Source organism: Sphingobium sp. CFD-2 (genome assembly GCF_024611135.1).
Lineage (GTDB): Bacteria > Pseudomonadota > Alphaproteobacteria > Sphingomonadales > Sphingomonadaceae > Sphingobium > Sphingobium fuliginis.
This window is the reverse complement of sequence record NZ_CP084405.1, coordinates 3,701,668-3,721,719: the sequence shown is the minus strand read 5'-3', so window position 1 is coordinate 3,721,719 and position 20,052 is coordinate 3,701,668. Positions and strand designations below refer to the sequence as shown.

Annotated in this window: 21 protein-coding genes, 3 pseudogenes and 1 riboswitch; of the genes and pseudogenes, 18 read left to right on the top strand and 6 right to left on the bottom strand. The window is 64.7% G+C overall.

Features of this window, described 5'->3' with window-relative positions; genetic code table 11:
* Nucleotides 1–98 precede the first annotated feature (98 nt).
* The 12 genes from LDB29_RS18450 (at nucleotide 99) to istB (ending at nucleotide 9,710) form a co-directional block, all read left to right on the top strand.
* Complete coding sequence (locus tag LDB29_RS18450; protein ID WP_176592451.1) at nucleotides 99–362, top strand: DUF2285 domain-containing protein; 264 nt, start codon at nucleotides 99–101, stop codon at nucleotides 360–362.
* A 159-nt stretch (nucleotides 363–521) separates the two neighbouring features.
* A complete protein-coding gene (locus tag LDB29_RS18445) occupies nucleotides 522–1,301 on the top strand; it encodes a DUF2285 domain-containing protein (protein ID WP_176592450.1) in 780 nt (259 codons plus the stop codon).
* A 119-nt stretch (nucleotides 1,302–1,420) separates the two neighbouring features.
* Nucleotides 1,421–1,687 (top strand): AlpA family transcriptional regulator, encoded by a 267-nt coding sequence (locus LDB29_RS18440; protein ID WP_176592449.1) that lies wholly within the window; start codon nucleotides 1,421–1,423, stop codon nucleotides 1,685–1,687.
* A 6-nt stretch (nucleotides 1,688–1,693) separates the two neighbouring features.
* Nucleotides 1,694–2,587: a replication initiator protein A gene (locus LDB29_RS18435; RefSeq protein WP_176592448.1), complete on the top strand. Its 894-nt coding sequence runs from the start codon at nucleotides 1,694–1,696 to the stop codon at nucleotides 2,585–2,587.
* Nucleotides 2,588–2,825: 238 nt separating this feature from the next.
* Nucleotides 2,826–3,347, top strand: coding sequence for a DUF2840 domain-containing protein (locus LDB29_RS18430; RefSeq protein ID WP_176592447.1), 522 nt, complete (start codon nucleotides 2,826–2,828; stop codon nucleotides 3,345–3,347).
* Nucleotides 3,344–3,901, top strand: a complete 558-nt coding sequence (locus LDB29_RS18425; RefSeq protein ID WP_176592446.1) for a S26 family signal peptidase — start codon at nucleotides 3,344–3,346, stop codon at nucleotides 3,899–3,901. The genes LDB29_RS18430 and LDB29_RS18425 overlap by 4 nt, the downstream gene beginning before the upstream one ends.
* A gap of 36 nt (nucleotides 3,902–3,937) precedes the next feature.
* Nucleotides 3,938–4,273, top strand: coding sequence for a DUF736 domain-containing protein (locus LDB29_RS18420; protein ID WP_176592445.1), 336 nt, complete (start codon nucleotides 3,938–3,940; stop codon nucleotides 4,271–4,273).
* Between the two features lie 211 nt (nucleotides 4,274–4,484).
* On the top strand, nucleotides 4,485–5,210 hold the full coding sequence (locus LDB29_RS18415; RefSeq protein ID WP_230187804.1) for a lytic transglycosylase domain-containing protein: 726 nt from the start codon (nucleotides 4,485–4,487) through the stop codon (nucleotides 5,208–5,210).
* A 259-nt stretch (nucleotides 5,211–5,469) separates the two neighbouring features.
* Nucleotides 5,470–7,200: a VirD2 family relaxase/mobilization nuclease gene (locus tag LDB29_RS18410; protein ID WP_257555254.1), complete on the top strand. Its 1,731-nt coding sequence runs from the start codon at nucleotides 5,470–5,472 to the stop codon at nucleotides 7,198–7,200.
* A 20-nt stretch (nucleotides 7,201–7,220) separates the two neighbouring features.
* Entirely contained in the window at nucleotides 7,221–7,394 is a 174-nt protein-coding gene (locus LDB29_RS18405) for a hypothetical protein (RefSeq protein WP_257557086.1), read from the top strand.
* Between the two features lie 55 nt (nucleotides 7,395–7,449).
* The gene (gene istA, locus LDB29_RS18400; protein ID WP_082430708.1) at nucleotides 7,450–8,946 is read left to right on the top strand and encodes an IS21 family transposase; all 1,497 of its coding nucleotides are present in this window, start codon (nucleotides 7,450–7,452) and stop codon (nucleotides 8,944–8,946) included.
* Nucleotides 8,943–9,710 (top strand): IS21-like element helper ATPase IstB, encoded by a 768-nt coding sequence (istB, locus tag LDB29_RS18395; RefSeq protein ID WP_054944222.1) that lies wholly within the window; start codon nucleotides 8,943–8,945, stop codon nucleotides 9,708–9,710. Before istA ends, istB begins: the two co-directional genes overlap by 4 nt.
* A gap of 39 nt (nucleotides 9,711–9,749) precedes the next feature.
* Here istB and LDB29_RS18390 read toward each other — a convergent pair whose 3' ends face one another.
* On the bottom strand, nucleotides 9,750–10,124 hold the full coding sequence (locus LDB29_RS18390; RefSeq protein WP_257555252.1) for an IclR family transcriptional regulator C-terminal domain-containing protein: 375 nt from the start codon (nucleotides 10,122–10,124) through the stop codon (nucleotides 9,750–9,752).
* Nucleotides 10,125–10,181: 57 nt separating this feature from the next.
* Nucleotides 10,182–10,343, bottom strand: a pseudogene (locus LDB29_RS29415) (helix-turn-helix domain-containing protein); the annotation flags it as partial.
* 86 nt (nucleotides 10,344–10,429) lie between these two features.
* On the opposite strand from LDB29_RS29415, the gene LDB29_RS18385 reads away from it, so the two are divergent.
* The 4 genes and pseudogenes from LDB29_RS18385 to LDB29_RS18370 form a co-directional block, all read left to right on the top strand.
* Complete coding sequence (locus LDB29_RS18385; RefSeq protein WP_176592410.1) at nucleotides 10,430–11,215, top strand: 2-keto-4-pentenoate hydratase; 786 nt, start codon at nucleotides 10,430–10,432, stop codon at nucleotides 11,213–11,215.
* Nucleotides 11,216–11,219: 4 nt separating this feature from the next.
* The gene (locus LDB29_RS18380; RefSeq protein ID WP_176592409.1) at nucleotides 11,220–12,164 is read left to right on the top strand and encodes an acetaldehyde dehydrogenase (acetylating); all 945 of its coding nucleotides are present in this window, start codon (nucleotides 11,220–11,222) and stop codon (nucleotides 12,162–12,164) included.
* Nucleotides 12,161–13,189: a 4-hydroxy-2-oxovalerate aldolase gene (gene dmpG, locus LDB29_RS18375; protein ID WP_176592408.1), complete on the top strand. Its 1,029-nt coding sequence runs from the start codon at nucleotides 12,161–12,163 to the stop codon at nucleotides 13,187–13,189. The genes LDB29_RS18380 and dmpG overlap by 4 nt, the downstream gene beginning before the upstream one ends.
* A gap of 152 nt (nucleotides 13,190–13,341) precedes the next feature.
* Nucleotides 13,342–13,635: pseudogene (locus LDB29_RS18370) on the top strand (flavin reductase family protein); the annotation flags it as partial.
* 273 nt (nucleotides 13,636–13,908) lie between these two features.
* On the opposite strand, the gene LDB29_RS18365 reads toward LDB29_RS18370, so the two are convergent.
* Entirely contained in the window at nucleotides 13,909–15,258 is a 1,350-nt protein-coding gene (locus tag LDB29_RS18365) for a site-specific integrase (RefSeq protein ID WP_255326283.1), read from the bottom strand.
* Between the two features lie 538 nt (nucleotides 15,259–15,796).
* Here LDB29_RS18365 and LDB29_RS18360 point away from each other — a divergent pair.
* Nucleotides 15,797–16,102: pseudogene (locus tag LDB29_RS18360) on the top strand (ArdC-like ssDNA-binding domain-containing protein); the annotation flags it as partial.
* A gap of 188 nt (nucleotides 16,103–16,290) precedes the next feature.
* Here LDB29_RS18360 and LDB29_RS18355 read toward each other — a convergent pair.
* The 3 genes from LDB29_RS18355 to LDB29_RS18345 all read right to left on the bottom strand — a co-directional run bounded on the left by LDB29_RS18355 (nucleotide 16,291) and on the right by LDB29_RS18345 (nucleotide 19,404).
* Nucleotides 16,291–17,006 (bottom strand): IS5 family transposase gene (locus LDB29_RS18355; protein ID WP_229742333.1). Its coding sequence is split into 2 segments (ribosomal slippage): nucleotides 16,291–16,712 and nucleotides 16,712–17,006, totalling 717 coding nucleotides; the frame shifts between segments, so codons are not numbered across the junction.
* Between the two features lie 119 nt (nucleotides 17,007–17,125).
* On the bottom strand, nucleotides 17,126–18,985 hold the full coding sequence (gene thiC / locus LDB29_RS18350) for a phosphomethylpyrimidine synthase ThiC (protein WP_257555244.1): 1,860 nt from the start codon (nucleotides 18,983–18,985) through the stop codon (nucleotides 17,126–17,128).
* An 11-nt stretch (nucleotides 18,986–18,996) separates the two neighbouring features.
* Nucleotides 18,997–19,404: a DUF2065 family protein gene (locus LDB29_RS18345; protein WP_099185393.1), complete on the bottom strand. Its 408-nt coding sequence runs from the start codon at nucleotides 19,402–19,404 to the stop codon at nucleotides 18,997–18,999.
* Nucleotides 19,405–19,459: 55 nt separating this feature from the next.
* A riboswitch (TPP riboswitch) is annotated at nucleotides 19,460–19,570 on the bottom strand.
* 83 nt (nucleotides 19,571–19,653) lie between these two features.
* Here LDB29_RS18345 and LDB29_RS18340 point away from each other — a divergent pair.
* Nucleotides 19,654–19,950 (top strand): hypothetical protein, encoded by a 297-nt coding sequence (locus tag LDB29_RS18340; protein WP_099185394.1) that lies wholly within the window; start codon nucleotides 19,654–19,656, stop codon nucleotides 19,948–19,950.
* Nucleotides 19,951–20,052 lie beyond the last annotated feature (102 nt).

The window sequence follows — 20,052 nt, the reverse complement described above, 5'->3', positions numbered from 1 at the left end:
GGCCATAGCCGCGTCGGGGCGATTATTTCGATCCATTATGGTGTATGTTTGGTGAATCGGCACGCGCAGGGGGCAATGGCTGAAGGCGGAGCGAGGCGATGGCGATAGCCGCTTTCGAGGACCGCGCGCCCGATGCGCCGCACGTCACCGAGTATGACGAACGCCATCATCGGACCTATTGGCGGCTGCTCGATGCCGCCGAGGAAAAAGCCGATTGGCGCGAAGCCGTGCGGATCATCTTCGGGATCGACCCGGCCGCCGAACCCGAACGCGCGCGCCTCGTCCACGACTCCCATCTCGCTCGCGCCCGGTGGATGAGCGAGACCGGCTACCACCATTATCTGCGTCCGCCAGGGTCGTAGAATCGACCTTGGCCGCCCGCCGGCGGTTCGGAAAAGCCAGTCAAAACGCTGACTTGAATCCGCTATGCGCTCGCCCGCTCGGCAGGGCTTCTCGCCAACGGCGAGCCTGAGAACATCTTCCAACGCGCTCCCCAGAGGGCCATGCTTGGGAGGGTTACGATGCCGCCTGAGAAGGATTGGCGCGTGTCCCCGGACGAAGCCGGGGACGACGCGCTGCAATATTCCGACATCGCCATCGGCTACGTCAGCCGGAATGAACAGTATCGCACCGACTACCACCGCGCGCTCGGCCGCGTGAAGCGCGGCGCGATCACCGCAGACGAGGCGACCGCCGGTCTGGTGCGGCGCTGGGGAATCAGCTTCCACGCCGCGCCGGCTTTCGCCTTCGATCCGAAGCTGGCGGTGGCGCGGCCGGACCTGTCCCCGGCCAGCATCGTCCTGGCGCCGGCCTTGCCCGACATCGGCGCTGTCCCGGGCCTCGACATGAAAATGCTGGGCGCCGTTCGCGCGCGGACGAGAATCGGCGACTTCCTCCATCTCATCCTCGCTGACACCGATGGCGACGCGCATCTCTGGGTGTCGGGCTCGCTCGACCGGCCGCTGGCCATGATGCTGCCGATCGGGAGCGATCCCATCACCCGCCTCGCGGCCGCCGAGCGGCTGTCCCGCCGCCTGGGTGGCTTGGCGGCCGGGCCGCCGCCCTTGCGTCCGACGCCCTTCCGGCGGCGTCATCTGCTCACGCTGTTGCAAGTGCTCGACGGCATTCAGGCCGGCGCCACCCGCAAGGAGCTGGCCGCCGCGCTGATCGACGGCGACGTCTGCGCCTACAACGCCGCCGATTGGACCGAAAGCCGCGAGCGCAAGCGCATCAGCCGATGGATCGCCGAGGCCGTGGAGCTGCGCGACGGCGGCTATATCCGCTTGCTGCGCGGCGGTTGAGGGGGACATTCCCGACCCCCTCGACTTTGTCCCTTCTTCGGCTTGGGGTCATTTCGCCACCATCGCCTCCTGTCCGCCGGCCCCGCTTTTCGGAGCCGGCCATCATCAGGAGGATCATCATGGCCGAGCCTGTCGCCGTCACGACGCCACGCTATCTCAAGACGCCCGATGCGGCGATCCATCTCGGCCTGTCGGCGCGGACGCTGGAGAAACATCGCTGCTTCGGCACCGGGCCGGTGTTCCGCCGACTCGGCGGCCGCATCGTCTACGCGATCGACGACCTCGATGCCTGGGCGGCGCTTGGCACCCGCCGCTCGACCTGTGATCCCGGCGCCGGCGTGGTTTACCCCGCCAAGCGCCTGCCCACCGATTGCGTGCGGCGCTGAGCACCCATGCCCGCCGCGTCGTCCCCGTCTGACCGGTCCAGCGTCGAGCGGACGCAGCTTGAGCTGTTCCGTTCCGTCCCCGGCGACCTCGCCGTCCGCGACGCGCAGGACTTGATGGCCTGGCCGTTCTTCAGCCTCGCCAAGACCAGGCGCGCGGCGCCGATCGACTTCCGCATGGGCGCGACCTGGATCTCGGTCGAAGCCGTGCCCGAGCACGGCATGGCGACTATTTGGGACGCCGACGTGCTGATCTGGGCGGCCAGCCAGCTCATCGAGGCGCGCGATGCCGGACGGCCAACCTCGCGCCTGATGGCGACGACGCCGCACGAGATATTGGCGTTCACCCGGCGCGGCTTCGGCAAGGCGAGCTACGAGCGCCTGAAGGCGGCGCTCGACCGTTTGCAATCCACGACGGTCGCCACTTCGATCCGGCAGGAGCATCAGCGCCGGCGCCATCGCTTTTCCTGGATCAACGAATGGCGCGAGCGGGCGGACGGCAATGGTCGCGCGCTCGGCATCGAACTGATCCTGGCGGACTGGTTCTATGCCGGCGTGCTGGATCGCGCGCTCGTCCTGACGATCGACCGCGCCTATTTCGATCTCACCGGCGGCCTGGAGCGCTGGCTTTACCGCATCGTCCGCAAGCATGGCGGCCGCCAGCACGGCGGCTGGAGCTTCGACGTTCCGCACCTCCATCTGAAATCGGGTGTGCTCTCGCCGCTCCGGCGCTTCGCGTTCGAGCTGCGCGGCATCGTCGCCCGTCAACCGCTGCCCGGCTACGTCCTCGCGCTCGAACATGCGCTCGGCCGCGACCGGCTGACCTTCACCCCGATCGCGCAAGATCCGTTCGACGCCGCCGTGCGCCGCGTCGGCCTCAAGCCTGTGGATAACCGGCCATGAGGCTCGGACTATCAGGAACAGGCGGATTCGGACGATCGGGAACGCCGGACACGGACTATCGGGAACGCGCGGTCCTCGCAAACCTGCGGAAACCCTCGCGAAATCGACTCCCTTCTAACGGTGCTAATAGAAAAGAATCCTTCGGATTCTTGCTAACGGCGCGCGCGGCTGTGGACAGCCCGGCGCTGAAGGCCGCGCGCCACACGCGCGCTGCGCACCCTAATCCCGGAGACCGCCAATGAATCCCGACAGGCCCGCCGGCCCACGCGGCGGTGGCGCGCTGAGCGCGCTGGCCCACGACGGCCTCACCCATGTCGAGCTGACCTGGATCGAGAAGAAGCTGGAGCATTGGATACGCTTCGGCCGGGCCGCGCAGGATCGCATCACCACACGCCGCACGCGCGTCGCCAGCTTCCGGCCAGGCGCCGTCTTCGCGTTCGTCCGCTGGGCGTCCAACGATTTCGGCACGATCATATCGCGCATCGACGTGGTGCGCGCGGTTGCGGCGGGCGAGCCCTACACGACGCTGCCGTTCGTCAGGCCGGGCGGCGACATCCTGCTCAAGATCGAGGACTGGCCGAAGGTCGCCCAGGTGCTCGCCGCGATCGACGCGGTGGAGGCGGCCGGCGTCGATCCCTGCGACGCCGCGCCCGATCATTGGCGACACGTCCACAACCGTATCGCCGGCGGTCATCAGCCGCGACCCTACACGATCGAGCGCCATCGCGCCTGGCTCAAGCGCCGGGAGATCGAGGGATGACGCGCCTCGGCTATGTCATCGCAACGGTGCTGGCGGGCGAGTTGTTCGCCGGAATGTTTGTCACGGTGGCGATTTTCGATCCGCGCCCGCGGCTCATCTGGAACGCCAGCGCCAGCGCGCCGATCGGGCTCTACCGGATACAGACCGACAGCGATCCGCCGGCCGGCGTGCTGGTCGCCGTGACGCCGACTCCGCCGCTGGCCCGCTGGCTGGCCGCTCGCCGCTATCTCCCCGAGGGGGTGCCGCTCCTGAAGCATGTCGCGGCGAAAGCCGGACAACGCATATGCCGGAAGGGCGGCGCGGTGAGCGTCGACGCACGGCCCGTCGCCGTCGCCCGCGCGCGGGACGGCCGCGGCCGTGCTCTGCCCGCTTGGCAGGGTTGCCGGACGCTGAAGCCAGGCGAACTGCTGCTGCTCAATCCAACCGTCCCCGACAGCATGGACGGCCGCTATTTCGGCGCGCTGCCGGCCTCGACGCTGCTCGGCCGGGCAACCCCGCTGCTGACCCGCGACACGCCGGACACGCCGCTGCGGTGGCGCGGCCTGCGGCCATGACCCCTGCAACCACCCTGCCAACGAAAGGAGTATCCCATGCAGATCGGCAGCTTCACCCGCACCCGCCACGGCTATGAGGGCCGCATCCATACGCTGACGCTCGACGCGCCGCTCTGCCTCGTGCCGGCCGACCGCCAAGACGGCGAGAACATGCCTGACTGGCGCGTCCATCTCGGCGACAGCGAGGACGGGCCGGAAGTCGGCGCGGGCTGGAATGAGACCGGCGAGCGCGCCGGCGAATATGTCTCGCTGCGCCTCGACGATCCCGCCCTCGTGCAGCCGATCCGCGCCGCCCTGTTCCAGAACGACGGCGACCAATCCTCCTGGTCGCTGCGGTGGAACCGTCCGCAGAAGCGCCGCGAGCAGGACTGAGGCCGTGCGTTCCACCGTCAGCACCGCGGTGATCGCCGTTGTTCCGGTCATCCCTTTGTTCGCGGGAAAGCCGTCTCATCCCTTTGTCCCACTCGGTCGCAGGCCGGCCGGGGCCCGCAGCGAAGGTCCAGGGCGGCCCCCGGCCGGCGCTTCGCGCGCACCCTTGGCCGCAGCGAGCACGCTGGCAGGCTGGCGTCGGAGCGAGGGCGGATTGCCTGCTTGGTTTGCGATCCTGTTGCTGCTGTCGCCCGGCGCTGCGCCGGTCGCCGCGCTGGCGCAGGACGCGCCGGCCGAGCGGGCGAGGGCGAGTCATCCCTATGCCGCACACGTCGCCGACGCCGCGCGTCGTTTCGGCATCCCGGAGGCGTGGATATGGGCGGTCATGCGCGTCGAAAGCAACGGCGATGCCCGCGCGGTCTCGACCGCTAGCGCAAGGGGTCTGATGCAGATCATGCCCGCCACCTGGGCCGGTCTGCGCGCGCGTTACGGGCTCGGGTCCGATCCCTTCAATGTGCGCGACAACATCATGGCGGGCACGGCCTACTTGCGCGAACTGCACGATCGCTATGGCGACGTGACGGCGATGCTGGCGGCCTACAATGCCGGGCCGGGTCGCACCGACGAGCATCTCTCGCATGGCCGTCCGCTGCCCGCCGAGACGCGCGCCTATCTCGCAAAGCTGGCGTCGATCACTGGCGGTTCGCCCGACACCCAGCTTGCCGCCGCACCGCCGCCTGACCCGTTCGCCTGGCGTCGCGCCGCATTGTTCACGGCACGCTCGGGCGCGGTTTCGCAGGTGCAGTCGGACGCTGAACGTGGCGTCGCCGCCGTGTCGCCAGAGCATCCGCCTGCTGATCCTGCGGCTATCGCGGTGGCCGCCGTGTCGCCGCGTCAGGCCGGCCTGTTCGTCTCCCTTTCCGGCCGAGCCGCGCAATGAGCGGCTGCGGCGCCCTCTGGCGAATTGCCTCGCAGACTTTCGCAGCGCCGGAAGGGGTGAAGGTTCTGACTTTGCAGGGGAAGGAACGAGGGCAAGATAAAGGGCGGCAATGTGCGATGCCATTTTGCCCCGGTCGGAGCCTTGATACTCAAGGCTTTTGGCCACTGCTGCGCAATGTGCGCGCGAAACGCGCAATGTGCGGCGAGCGCCGAACACCAGCAAACATCACGGTTTTCCGCACATTGCGGAGCCTCGCGCCATGAGCGGCGACGACGATTTCCGCATTCGGCTAGGTCGCATCCGTTCGCGCGGCGGCCAGCGCGCGCTGCCTATCATCGCCCAGGCGCTCGTCGCCGCCCAGCGCGCCGGCGGCCATGTCTCGCGCCGGGGCCGGATCATCGCGCCCGGCCGCTCGACCTTCGGGCGGGGCCGGGTCGCCAGCCTGCGCGCCACCCATCGGCTCGGCCACCGATCGCGCCAAGTCATCGTCAAAGCCCGCGTCGTCCGGCATGGCGGCCGCGCCTCGCTTGCGGCCCACCTCAACTATTTGCAACGCGATGGCGTCACCCGCGACGGCGAGAAGGGCGTGTTGTTCGGCGCCGAGGCCGAGGGCCTGGACCGCAACGCGTTCGCGGCACGCTGCGAGAACGACCGGCACCATTTCCGCTTCATCGTCTCGCCCGAGGACGCGGAGCAGGTGCGCGACCTCAAGGGCTTCACCCGCGAACTGATGACGCGGATGGAAAAGGATCTCGGCACGCGCCTGAACTGGCGGGCCGTCGAGCACTGGAACACCGACAATCCCCACGTCCACATCATCGTGCGCGGCGTCGGCGAGGACGGGCAGAACCTCGTCATCTCGCGCGACTATATCGGCGAGGGATTGCGAGCGCAGGCGCGCGAGATCGTCACCCGCGAGCTGGGCCTGCGCAGCGACCTCGACATCCGGCAATCGCTGGAGCGTCAGGTCGAGGCGGAACGCTGGACCGAGATCGACCGCGATCTATCACGCACCCTGCAGCGGGATGGCGTAATCAACATGGCGCCCGAGCCGGGCGTTCGGCCGGACGGCGAACACACGCTGCGGATGGGACGGCTGCGCAAGCTGGAAGGTCTCGGCCTCGCCAGCGAGATCGCGCCCGGCCAGTGGACGCTGGCGGGCGATGCGCAGGCCGGCTTGCGCGAGCTGGCCGAGCGCGGCGACATCATCAAGCGGATGCACAAGGCGATGAGCGACCGCGGCATCGACCGGGGCGCCGCCAGCTACGTGCTCGACGCCGATCCCGCCCAGCCCGTCGTCGGCAGGCTGGTCGATCGCGGCCTGCATGACGAGCTGACCGGCGGCGGCTACGCGATCGTGGACGGCATCGACGGGCGCACCCACCACATCCGCTTTTCCGACATCGAGGCGCCCGGCGATTGCAGGCCTGGCGCGATCGTCGAGCTGCGCCATTTCGAGGATCGTAAGGGCCGGCGGCGGGTGGCGCTGGCCGTGCGCTCGGACATGGACTTGTCGGCGCAGGTCCGCGCGCCGGGCGCCACCTGGCTCGACCGCCGCAACCTGTCGGGTGATGGCCGCGATCTTGGCGGCGGGTTCGGGACTGAGGTGCGCGCCGCGATGGAGGCGCGCGCCGAACATCTCGCCGACGAGCAGCTGGCGCGGCGGCAGGGGCAGCGGATCATCTTCGCCCGCAACTTGCTCGACACGCTCAAACGGCGCGAGCTGGACACGACCGCTAAGGACTTGTCGGCCGAGATCGGCCTGCGGCACACACCGTCCAAGGCCGGAGAGTATGTCGCCGGCACCGTGCGCCAGCGCCTGACGCTGGCCTCGGGCCGCTTCGCCATGATCGACAACGGCCTCGGCTTCCAGCTCGTGCCCTGGTCCCCCTCGCTCGACCGCCAGATCGGCAAGCACATCTCGGGCGTCATGCGCGGCGACGGCGGCGTGGACTGGTCGCTCGGGCGCGGCCGGGGGCTCGGCCTGTGAGCCGGCAAAGGAGATAGTTCATGTCCGCGACCAAGATTCTATGGGGCCAGGTCATCACCGTCTTTCTGATCGTGCTCGCCGCGGTCTGGGCGGCGACGCAGTGGACGGCCGCGGCGCTGGCCTATCAGCCTGAGAACGGCGGTGCAAAATTAGACCACGGTGGCGGCGGCGAAGTGCTGCTGCGGGCGGCGTAAAAGTCGTCCACTTTGCCTTCTTTGCGCGAGCAGGGAGGGCGTGGAGATATATACCGTGGATCTTTACCTGAAGGTGCGTCTTGCTTGCGCGGGCGGCATGAGCCAGCGTGAGGCGGCGAAGCATTTCAACGTATCGCGCGACACGGTCCGCAAGATGCTGTCGTATTCGGAGCCCCCCGGTTACCGCCGGACGGCGGCGGTGCGGCGGCCCAAGCTGGAAGCGTTCGTTCCGATCATCGATGCATGGCTTGATGGTGACCGTCAGGTTCCGCGCAAGCAGCGTCATACGGCGAAGCGGGTATTTGACCGCCTTCGCGAAGAGCACGGTTTCACCGGCGGCTACACGATCATCAAGGATTACATCCGACAGCGCGAGCAGCGCAGCCGGGAGATGTTCGTGCCGCTGGCGCATGCGCCCGGCCATGCCCAGGCAGATTTTGGTGAGGCCATGGTCGAGATCGGCGGTGTTGTGCAGAAGGCGCATTTCTTCGTGCTCGATCTACCGCACAGCGACGCCTGCTACGTGCGCGCCTATCCCGCTGCCGTTGCCGAGGCATGGATGGACGGCCACGTGCACGCCTTCGCGTTTTTCGGCGCGGTGCCGCTGTCGATCGTCTACGATAACGACCGCTGCCTGGTCTCGAAGATCCTGCCCGACGGCACGAGGCAGCGCGCCCGGCTGTTCAGCGGCTTCCTGTCGCATTACCTGATCCGCGATCGTTACGGCCGTCCCGGCAGGGGGAACGACAAAGGCAGTGTTGAAGGGCTGGTCGGTTATGCTCGCCGCAACTTCATGGTGCCGATCCCCCGGTTCGCGACGTGGGAGGCGTTCAACCTGTGGCTCGAGGAGCAATGCCGCAAGCGTCAGAACGACCGGCTGCGGGGCGAGAGCGAGACGATCGGCGAGAGGCTGAAGCGCGATCTGGCGGCGATGCAGGAACTGCCGGCTGCCCCGTTCGAGGCTTGTGACCAGACCAGCGGCCAGGTCTCGTCGCAGGCGCTGGTGCGTTACCGGACCAATGATTACTCGGTGCCGGTGCGCTTCGGCCATCAGGAGGTATGGATCCGGGGCTATGTCGGCGAGGTGGTGATCGGCTGCCGGGGCGAGGTCATTGCCCGTCATGTGCGCAGCTACGAGCGCGAGGACGTGATCTTCGATCCCATCCATTACCTTCCCCTGATCGAACAGAAGATCAATGCGCTCGATCAGGCAGCGCCCCTGCAAGGCTGGCACCTGCCCGAAGCGTTTGCAACGCTGCGCCGCCTCATGGAAGCTCGTATGGGCAAGCATGGTCGGCGCGAGTATGTGCAGGTGCTGCGTCTGCTGGAGAGCTTCACGCTTGCCGATCTGCATGCGGCCGTAAAGCAGGCTCTCGATATCGGGGCGATCGGCTTTGATGCCGTGAAGCATCTCCTGCTGTGCCGGGTGGAGCGCCGACCACCCCGATTGGACATGGCGATCTATCCCTATCTGCCCAGAGCCAGGGTGGAGACGACATCGGCGCGCTCCTACATGCAGTTGCTCTCGGGCGATGCGAAGGATGCGGCATGAGCAGTCCGTCCCCCGAGCTGTTACTGGCCAGCCACCTCAAGACGCTCAAGCTACCAACCTTCCTGCGCGAGCATGACAAGCTGGCCCGGCGATGCGCGGCCGAGGGCGCAGATCACGTCCGCTACCTTGCCCGGCTTGTCGAACTGGAGCTGATCGACCGGGAACGCCGGATGGTCGAGCGCCGGATCAAGGCTGCGAAGTTCCCGGCCGCCAAGAGCCTCGACAGCTTCGACTTTGCCGCGATCCCCAAGCTCAACAAGATGCAGGTGCTGGAACTGGCACGCTGCGACTGGATCAACCGCCGCGAGAACGTCATAGCCCTTGGTCCCTCGGGAACCGGCAAGACCCATGTGGCGATCGGCCTCGGCCTTGCCGCCTGCCAGAAGGGCCTGACGGTCGGCTTCACCACCGCGTCCGCGCTGGTCAGCGCGATGATGGAGGCACGCGACGAACGCCGCCTTCTGCGCCTCCACAAGCAAATGGCCGGATACAAGCTCCTCATCATCGATGAACTGGGGTTCGTGCCGCTCTCGAAAACCGGCGCGGAACTGCTGTTCGAGCTGATCTCGCAGCGTTACGAGCGCGGCTCGACGCTGATCACCAGCAACTTGCCGTTCGACGAGTGGACCGAAACGTTCGGCTCCGAGCGCCTGACAGGCGCGCTCCTCGACCGGCTTACCCACCACGTCTCCATACTCGAGATGAACGGAGAGAGCTATCGTCTGGCCCAAAGCCAGGCGCGCAAGGCACGCTCCAACCCCTGACAGAAAAGACCATCCGTGTGTTGGCGACCCCCACTCGGGCTACGCCCTCGCGGCGCTCGCCAGCACACGGATCACCCGGCCTGATTTTGCGCCGCCCAATGGCCGACTTTTACTCCGCCGTTGACAATTTTGCGTCAAGCGCACGAAAGGTCCGCCGGACAAATAGCGTTGCCGGTCCGCCTCGGACAGATAGGCAAGCAGCACCTTGCCAATGCCGGAACAATAGGATTCGAGCTGCATGTCTTCGCGGGTGAGCAAGCCGTCGTCGACACGCCCTTCCTTGACCAGGTAGGTCGTCATGTCTCCTTCCAGGACGCCCAGATGGACGGTATGCCCCACCGATTTGGCAAGTTTCCGTATCAGTGGTCGTGCAATTTCCGCATGAATGTGATGAGGATCGACCGATGCCAGCATATGTAAAATCCGGGGCCCGGCGACATAATGGCCTCGTCGACACGCGCGCAATTGGCCAAATTCCTCAAGAGACTTGACTATACGGTAGACAGTCGCGCGCTTGAGGTTGAGCTGTCGCCCGATTTCATGCGCCGGTCTGCGCCCTTGATCGAGAATGATGCACTCGAGGAGGTCCAGCGAGCGATCGAGCGAGTTTAGCCTGGGTGTACCTTGTCTCATTTCGTGAGTTATACGGAGTAAAGCGTGATTGAGCCAGCGCAGACTCCTTATTACGTCGACTAGCGATATCTTGTTTAGGAGTGACGATGGTGAACACATCCATCTGGAACGATCTGGCCGCGCGGCTTCGCGAGGCATATGCCGGTCAGGCAATTCCCCCGATGCGCGATGACCTCGATCCCCGTGATGTAGAAGCAGCCTATGCCATCCAGGCTATCAACACGCGCTTTTGGGAAGCGGCGGGACGCCGGATTATCGGGCGCAAGGTCGGGCTGACAGCGAAGGCGGTGCAGCAGCAACTCGGCGTCGATCAGCCGGATTTCGGTGTCCTGTTCGAGGATATGGAATTGCCTGATGGCGATGCACTGCCATCAGGCAGGCTACTCCAACCGAAAGCGGAAGCCGAGGTCGCGTTTGTCATTGGCGACGATTTTCCAGCCCACACCGTTACCCGCGAGGAGCTTGCGGCGGCGGTCGAGAGCGTGGTTGCAGCCATCGAGATCGTCGACAGCCGGATCGCGGACTGGAAAATCACCTTCGCCGACACCGTCGCCGATAACGGTTCTTCCGCGATGTTCGTTCTTGGCAAGGACCGCAAGCCGCTTGCCGGGCTGGACCTTTGGACATGCGGCATGGCGCTGGAAGTCAACGGCGCCGTGGCCTCGCTCGGTGCCGGTGTGGCCTGCCTCGGTCATCCGCTGAACGCGGCGACCTGGCTGGCCAACACGCTGGCCGAACGCGGCGAGCCGCTGCGCAAGGGCGATGTCGTGCTGACGGGCGCGCTCGGCCCCATGGTGGCGCTGCAGCCGGGCGACAGCGTGAAGGCCACAATTGGCGGGCTCGGCTCCGTCGGTTTCACTTACGAAAGCTAGGATTATGGGCACGAAGACGAAAGTCGCGATCATCGGCTCGGGCAATATTGGCACCGACCTGATGATCAAGGTCATGAGACTGTCCGACACGCTAGAGATGGCCGCGTTCGTGGGCATCGATCCCGAATCCGACGGGCTGAAGCGGGCCCGGCGCATGGGCGTGCCAATCACGCCCGGGGGCGTGGAAGGCCTGATCGCCATGCCGGAATTTTCTGAGATCGAGATCGTGTTCGATGCGACGTCGGCCGGGGCGCACAAGCATCACGATTCGCTGCTGCGCGCGGCGGGCAAGCGCGTGATCGACCTGACGCCTGCGGCCATCGGCCCCTATACGATCCCGCCCGTCAACGGCAGCGCCAATCTCGACGCGCCCAACGTCAACATGGTCACCTGCGGCGGCCAGGCGACCATTCCTATAGTGCATGCGATCAACCGCGTCGCCAAAGTGCATTACGGCGAGATCGTCGCGTCCATCGCGTCCAAGAGCGCCGGGCCCGGCACCCGCGCCAATATCGACGAGTTCACCGAAACCACCAGCCAGGCAATCGTCGATGTCGGCGGAGCGACGCGGGGCAAGGCGATCATCGTGCTGAACCCGGCCGAACCGCCGCTGATTATGCGCGATACCGTCTATTGCCTGTGCGAGGACGGCGATCAGGCGTTAATCGCGCAATCGGTCAAGGACATGGTCGCCCAGGTGCAGACTTATGTTCCCGGCTATCGGCTGAAGCAGGAGGTCCAGTTCGAGCATATCGGTTCGAACCAGCCGCTACGCATTCCCGAGATGAACGGCGAGTTCACCGGGCTCAAGGTCTCCGTCTTCCTCGAAGTGGAGGGCGCGGCCCACTATCTCCCGGCCTATGCCGGCAATCTCGACATCATGACGTCGGCGGCGCTCAGGACCGCCGAACGCATGGCGGCCAGAATGCATGAAGGAAGCGCGGCATGAGCTTCGATCCGACCACCACCAAGCTCTATATCCAGGATGTCACCCTGCGCGACGGGATGCACGCCATCCGCCACCAGTACGGGTTGGACCACGTCCAGGCGATCGCCAGGGCGCTTGACCGGGCGAAAGTCGATGCCATCGAAGTCGCGCATGGAGACGGGCTGTCGGGTTCCTCGTTCAACTACGGCTTCGGCGCCCATACCGATTGGGACTGGATCGGCGCGGTGGCCGAGGTGCTCGAACATGCCGTCCTTACTACCCTGCTGCTGCCTGGCATCGGCACGATTCATGATCTCAAGCATGCCTATGAGCTGGGCGTGCGCTCGGTGCGGGTCGCCACCCATTGCACCGAAGCTGATGTCGCCAGGCAGCATATCGAATACGCGTGCGGGCTTGGTATGGACGTGTCGGGCTTCCTGATGATGAGCCATATGTCGCCGCCCGACGCGCTCGCCGGCCAGGCCAAGCTGATGGAAAGCTATGGCGCGCATTGCGTCTATGTCACCGACAGCGGCGGGGCCATGTCGATGGACGATTATGCCGCGCGGCTCCAGGCCTATGACCGGGTGCTCAAGCCGGAGACGCAGCGCGGCGTGCACGCGCACCACAACCTTTCGCTGGGCGTCGCCAACAGCATTGTCGCGGTGCAGAACGGCGCGATCCGGGTCGATGCCTCGCTGGCGGGCATGGGCGCGGGAGCGGGTAACGCGCCGCTCGAAGTATTCATCGCGGCCGCCGACCGGATGGGTTGGAACCATGGCACCGATCTCTACGCGCTCATGGATGCGGCGGAAGAACTGGTGCGTCCGCTGCAGGACCGCCCGGTACGGGTTGACCGCGAAACGCTGACGTTGGGCTATGCCGGCGTTTATTCCAGCTTCCTGCGTCATGCAGAGAAGGCGAGTGTGGAATATGGCGTCGATACCCGCGCGATTCTGGTCGAACTTGGTAAACGCAAAATGGTCGGTGGCCAGGAAGACATGATTGTCGATGTCGCACTTGATATGACGGCCAGGAAATCGTGATGAGTTCGGAAATTCCGGAAGGGCACATCGCCCATATAAAAATAGACGAACGTTACTTTCGCCGTGTCCTCGGTAACCATCCAACCAGCGTTTGTGTTATAATATCTGGTGACGAAATGCGCCGGCCAATTACTTAGGTTGTCGGAACATTCACCTCCGTTTCCATCGACCCCCCTTTGGTGGCCTTTATGCCGTCTAACGCATCGAGGAGTTGGACATCTATTCGGGAGACCGGGAAATTCTGCGTGAACGTTCTCGCGATCGAGCATATTGATTTGTGCCAGTCCATCTTTCGTGCAGAGCCCAACGAAGCGATAGCGGGTCTGAACCTGTCGATGCAGGACGGCTTCCTGCGAGTAGAGGGAGCGTTAGCATGGGTCGGCTGTAAGATTTCGCAAATACATGATGCAGGTGACCATGAAATCGTGATTGGTTTTGTGGAATAGCTGGAGGAAGGACCTCCCGGTTATCCGCTCCTGTTTTTTAAGGGGCTATACGGCAGTTTTGAAGCTCTGCCTCCCGGTCGGGATCATGCGTGATTAGCGGGTAATTTGATCGGGATCAGGCAGGTTGGAGCGACGAAGTCCGATCGTCCTCCAAGCAAGTTGAACTTTGCGATTATCGAAGCCCGCACAGTGAGCGAGGCCGGAAGATCCAGTTCTGGTCGTCGCCATCGCCCGCCGCGCAAGCATGTTGCTCCGTCTCTCACAATTTTCGATTTACACAGTTCGCACCATCACGCTCCCACATGGGGATTCGAATCCGGCGGTGTGGCCGCATCGACCCCGACTCTTTGTGGTCCAAGCGGCGAGCCGCATCGTCTCTAGTTTCGCAGCGCCCAGAGCAAGCAGCCGCTCGATTTCATCCGATGTCCGCCGCACGGCGAGCTTCAGTGCCTCGTCAATGTGGACATAGTCCTGCGTAACATTCTGTGAGGCGTGGCCGAGCATGGCGCGGATCGTCAGCTCCGAGAAACCTAGCTCACCGGCCACGCTGCCGAAGGTATGGCGCAGCGTGTGCGGTGTGACGCCCTCGATTCCCGCCAGTGCGCAAACGCGCTGGATGCAGGCACTGACCGCCGTGAACGGCCCCGTTCCGACTTCCGAGGGGAAGGCGTGCGGATTGCCCACGATGCCGGGCTGGTTCTCGATGACCCTGACAGCCGCAGGGCCGATCGCCCGAAGCTGCGCACCCCCCTTGGTGTCCGGGAACGCGACATAGCCAGCAGCCCCGTTGACCCAGGCGCGGTGCATCGCCTGAGCTTCTTCCCGGCGGTATCCGGTCAGCAGCAGCATGCGCAGCACACCGAGAGCGACGGGGTTCTCGCCGTTGCGCTGGGCATAGGCTATCGCCTTGCCCATTATCACGATCTCGGCGGCGCTCAGACGCCGCGTCCTCTTCTTACCAGCCAGCTTCTTCGCACCCTGCGTCGGATGAGTGTCGAGCAGGCCCTTATGCTTCGCATGTCCGATGATGGCCTGGAGCGTGCCCACGCAGCGCGCCGCGACACCGGCGCCGCCGGTCGCCATACCACCCCGGCCGCCGCTGCGCGGCTTCGCCGTCTTCCCGTCCTTCACGTCGGTCTGCATCTGCTCGGCATCCGCGATGGTCAGATGCTTCACGACCCGCTTGCCTAGGAGCGGCTTGATGTGTGTCCTGATCCGGCTCTCATCCATGTCGAGCGACGATTTCTTGATCGGCAGGTTCTTGCGGCCGAGGATGTTCCCCGTCCGCGCTTCGGTCAGATACCAATCGCACATCTCCTCGACCGTCATACCTTTTCGCGCTTGGCGAACTTCGTCGGCGGGGTCTTCACCGCCGATGACGGCCGCCAGCTTGAGCTTGGCCTGATCGCGCGCCTGGTCGACGGTCAGCACGCCATAGCGCGCAATGTTGATACGGCGCTTGATGCCCTCGGCATTGCGATACTGGACGATGAAGGTCTTGAGGCCGGACGGCAGCACCCGCACGCCGAAGCCCTTCACCTCCGTGTCCCAAAGGACAGCCTGCTTCTTCACCGGCGGCACGAGCGCATCGATCGCGCGCTTGGTCAGTTTGCTGGTTGCCATCGTGATCCTCCAGTTGGAGACAAAGCTCGTCGAAAGGGGCTTTGTCTCCAAATTGTCTCCACGGGACGCCCAATTGCGTCCAGCAGCAGGATACGATAGGATAGGCTAAATATCAATAACTACTGAACAAATCGTAGTATGGGGTAGGCTCGGAAAGCTTGGAGAAGCCGCTCATCGAAGTTGCCAAGGTTGGGGTCGAGGGTTCGAATCCCTTCGCCCGCTCCAGATTTTCCGAGAAAATCAGCTAGTGACTCGATGCTGATTCGGTCTTGGAAACCTGATTTCCTTATCATCGTCCACACGTCGTCCACGTCTTTCGAGCTGAGTGGCGGTCAGTAGCGTGCGTTCGCGCAGCGCCTGATCCTGCAGGGGAACGGCTTCCCCTGCGTTTGAGCTTCGCTTCGCGAATCTCAAACGACCCCTTCAAACGGGCTGCGCCCCGTAGCGCCCCCTTCAAGAGTGAGAGTGCGGCCGGTTGGCCGTGACGGGTTGAGCGTCACGAGAGAGGCTCGGGACCGACCCGTCGCGGAGAATCGCGATGGCCTATGCACGCACCCACCGTTCCGCGGGTGAGCGGACCGACCTCTACGAACAGATCACCAACCGGATCATCGCCGAGCTGGAAGCCGGACGCGCGCCCTGGGTCCAGCCCTGGGGTTCGTCGAAGGTGAGTATCGGCATGCCCTACAACGCCGTCAGAGATCGGCGATACAGCGGCATCAATGTACTCACACTCTGGGATGCGATCGTCTCGCGCGGCTTTGCCTCCCATGCCTTCCTGACCTTCCGGCAGGCGCTGGCGCTCGGCGGCCATGTCCGACGCGGCGAGCAGGGCGTGGGCGTCGGCGTCAGCGGCGCCAGGCACCAACGAAATTCCCATATACTGGGTTGGAGCGGTACAGGAGACGGCCGACATCGCCAGAAGACCTAAAATGCTGGCCGGGAGCCGATTGCCAAAGCAAAGGCGTAGCATCCTAAGACTCAGTTTCGGTATGATCCACCCCTCCGATAAAGATTAGGGTTTGTGGGGATTCATCGTGAGTTGATGATGGCTGCGGCGAGATAGATCATTGCAGAGAAGCTCTGGTCGGTTTTGCAGGCACGCATAGCGATGCGTTTGAATTCCTTAAGTTTGGAGAAGAAGTTTTCGATCAGGTGACGCCATTTGTACATCTCGACGTCGATCTTGAGCTTTTGGGCGCGGCCGGGATGTTGTGAAATGACAACCTTCGCCCCACGCTGATCAAGATCCTGTACAATCCAGTTGGAATCGAAGGCCTTGTCGCCCAGCAGGGCACCGAACTCAATACCGTCGATCAACGGTGCGACGCCTATGGTGTCGTAGCGGTTGCCCGGCAGCAACTCGAAGCGCACCAGATTGCCCAAGGCATCGGTCAGCGCCAGAATCTTGGTCGTCATGCCGCCTTTTGAGCGACCAATGGCCTGGCCCTGAGTCCCCCTTTTGCGCCCTGGCCATGTCGGTGAACCTTGACGATGGTCGCATCGACCATGGCGTATTCCATGTCGGGTTCCTCCGACAGCACATCGAAAATACGCTTGAAAATATCGGCTTCCCGCCAATCGCGAAACCGCCTGAACGCCGTACTCCAGTTGCCGAACATGGCGGGCAGATCACGCCATGGACTGCCCGTGCGAACAATCCACAGCACCGCCTCCATGAATAGCCTATTGTCACCTGGCGGGCGGCAACCGCGCCTCCCCTCCAATGGAAGCAGCGGCCCGATCAAACCTCATTCCTTATCTGAAAGACCAATCCGTTCGCCCAAGCCTGCCTCCAAAAGGCAGCCTTGAGTCAACCCCACGTCATCCAGTCAAGCTTTGTCCACGAAACCCAGTTCTCCAAAACTCAGTCGCGATCTCGCCCACCAGCGCCCATATAGAGTTCGCTGCCGGTCTGCCGGAAGATTTCGCTCATTTCGGCCATGCCTTTTTCGGCGTCCTCCGCCGCGAGGAAGCTGTCTGCGGGCTGGTTCTGCCTGGCGGCGAAGTCGCGCACTTCCTGCGTGATCTTCATCGAGCAGAATTTGGGGCCGCACATGGAGCAGAAATGGGCGGTCTTCGCGCCTTCGGCGGGAAGCGTCTGGTCGTGATATTTCTCGGCCGTGTCGGGATCGAGCGACAGGTTGAACTGGTCGCGCCAGCGGAATTCGAAGCGGGCGCGGCTCAGCGCGTCGTCGCGGACCTTGGCGGCGGGGTGGCCCTTGGCCAGGTCGGCCGCGTGAGCGGCGAGCTTGTAGGTCACGACACCCACCTTCACGTCGTCGCGGTCGGGCAGGCCCAGATGCTCCTTGGGCGTGACGTAGCAGAGCATCGCCGTGCCGTACCAGCCGATCATCGCCGCGCCGATGCCGCTGGTGATATGATCATAGCCCGGCGCGATGTCGGTGGTCAGCGGCCCCAGCGTGTAGAAGGGCGCTTCGCCGCAGGCCTCCAACTGCTTGTCCATATTCTGCTTGATCTTGTGCATGGGCACATGGCCCGGCCCTTCGATCATTACCTGCACATCCTGTTCCCAGGCGCGCTTCGTCAGTTCGCCCAGCGTGTAGAGTTCGGCGAACTGCGCCTCGTCATTGGCGTCGGCGATGGAGCCGGGGCGCAGGCCGTCGCCCAGCGAATAGGCGATGTCATAGGCCTTCATGATCTCGGTGATCTCGTCGAAATGCTCGTAGAGGAAGCTTTCCCTGTGATGGGCGAGACACCATTTCGCCATGATCGATCCGCCGCGCGAGACGATGCCGGTGACGCGCTTTGCCGTCATCGGGATATAGGGCAGGCGCACGCCCGCATGGATGGTGAAATAGTCGACGCCCTGTTCGGCCTGTTCGATCAGCGTGTCGCGGAAGATGTCCCAGGTCAGTTCCTCGGCAATGCCGCCGACCTTCTCCAGCGCCTGATAGATGGGGACGGTGCCGATCGGGACCGGCGAGTTGCGCATGATCCATTCGCGGGTGTCGTGGATGTTGCGGCCCGTCGACAGGTCCATCACCGTGTCGGCGCCCCAGCGGATCGACCAGACCAGCTTGTCGACTTCGCTCGCCACGTCGGAGGCGACGGCGCTGTTGCCGATATTGGCGTTGATCTTCACCAGGAAGTTGCGGCCGATCGCCATCGGCTCCGATTCCGGGTGGTTGATGTTGTTGGGGATGATGGCGCGGCCGCGGGCGACCTCCTCCCGGACGAATTCCGGCGTCACATAGTCGGGGATCGACGCGCCCCAGTCCTGCCCGTCGCGGACATATTCGGCGAGGCGGGCGCGGCCCAGATTTTCGCGCTCGGCCACATATTCCATCTCCGGCGTGATGATGCCGCGCCGGGCATAGTGCATTTGGGAGACGTTCGCTCCAGCCTTGGCGCGCAGGGGACGCTTGACCGTGTTGGGAAAGGGCTGAACGCCGCCGCTGCGGTCGGGGCCTTTCAGGCCGTTATCCTCCGGCTGGATGGCGCGGGCGTCATATTCCTCGACATCGCCCCGGCCGACGATCCAGTCCCGGCGCAAAGCGGGAAGGCCCGCCATGATGTCGATGCGGGCATCCGGATCGGTGTAGGGACCGGAGGTGTCATAGACGCGGACCGGCGGCTCCCCGCTGCCGGGTTCCAGGTCGATCTCACGCATGGCGACCTTGAGCGGGCCGACATGGATCTTGCGCGAGCCACGGATGGGTCCGGTGGTGACGCGCATCTCTGTTCGTGCTGGGACGTCTGCCATTTGGGTTCCTTTCAGGCGATGACGGTGGCGCGGCCGGTGAGGCCAGCGAGGAAGAGAAGGATGCCGAGGATGATCGAGACGATCGCCCAGGCGCGGGTGAAGTTGAGGGACCAGCGACCGATCTTGAGCAGGGGCGCCGGGACCGCGAGCAGCAGAGCGCCCTCGATCAGCGCGACATAGCCGATGGCCGAGACGATGATGGACAGCGGATCGCGCCAGATGCTGTGGATGAGGACGAGCGCCGCGCCGACCGCGAAAACCGGAAAGGCCAGCGCCATCACCAGACCGGGCGAGCGTTCCAGATCGTCCATCATCTGTCGCCAGCGCTGCGGCGCCACGAGGCCCCCTGTGCCGATGACGATCATGTAGAGGCCGATGGCTTCAGCCAGGCGCAGGGTCAGGACGGAAATGCTGTCCATGGCTTGCCGTCCTCCTCTTCGCATCGGGGCGGAGGGCGGGCGCGGGTTGCTGCATGCGAACAAGCCGTTCCCTCCCTACGCCGGTCTTATCCGGATCAGGTTCAGCGGGTCGCGGCCACGTCAGCCGCCTCTCAACCGCCTGTGGACGGTCCCCCGGGGATGCCCCGCATGTAGCCCAAGCGGAGAGCGAACGAAAGCCCCGTTCTGACGCTGGACAGCAGGTCGCCTTTTCCGCTTTAGTGGCCTGCGATGAAGCATCCCGATCTGTCGACGAAGGAAGGGCGCAAGGCGCACCGGCACGAGATGCGCATGATCGCGGTCAGGCCGCGCCGTTGGGGATTATGGCTGCTGACGGCGGGTTTCCTGCTGGTGCTGGCGCCTTCCGCCTTGAACATGCACAGCCTGTTCGGACTTTGGCCGCCGATGCTGGGCGCGATCTGCATCATGCTGGGCGTGCCGCTGCTGGTGGCGAGCGTGGTGTTGAAGCGGCGCTATCTGCGGCAGCGGGTGGCCGGACAGGCGATGGTGGGGCGGATCAGGGGGTGAGATTCCGGCGGTTTTCCGCCGAAGTTCACACCATATGCGCGCGCGTGCCCGGGCGCGCGTAGGCATGGGCGCGATGGTTCGGACGTTTTCAAAGAGGGGTGC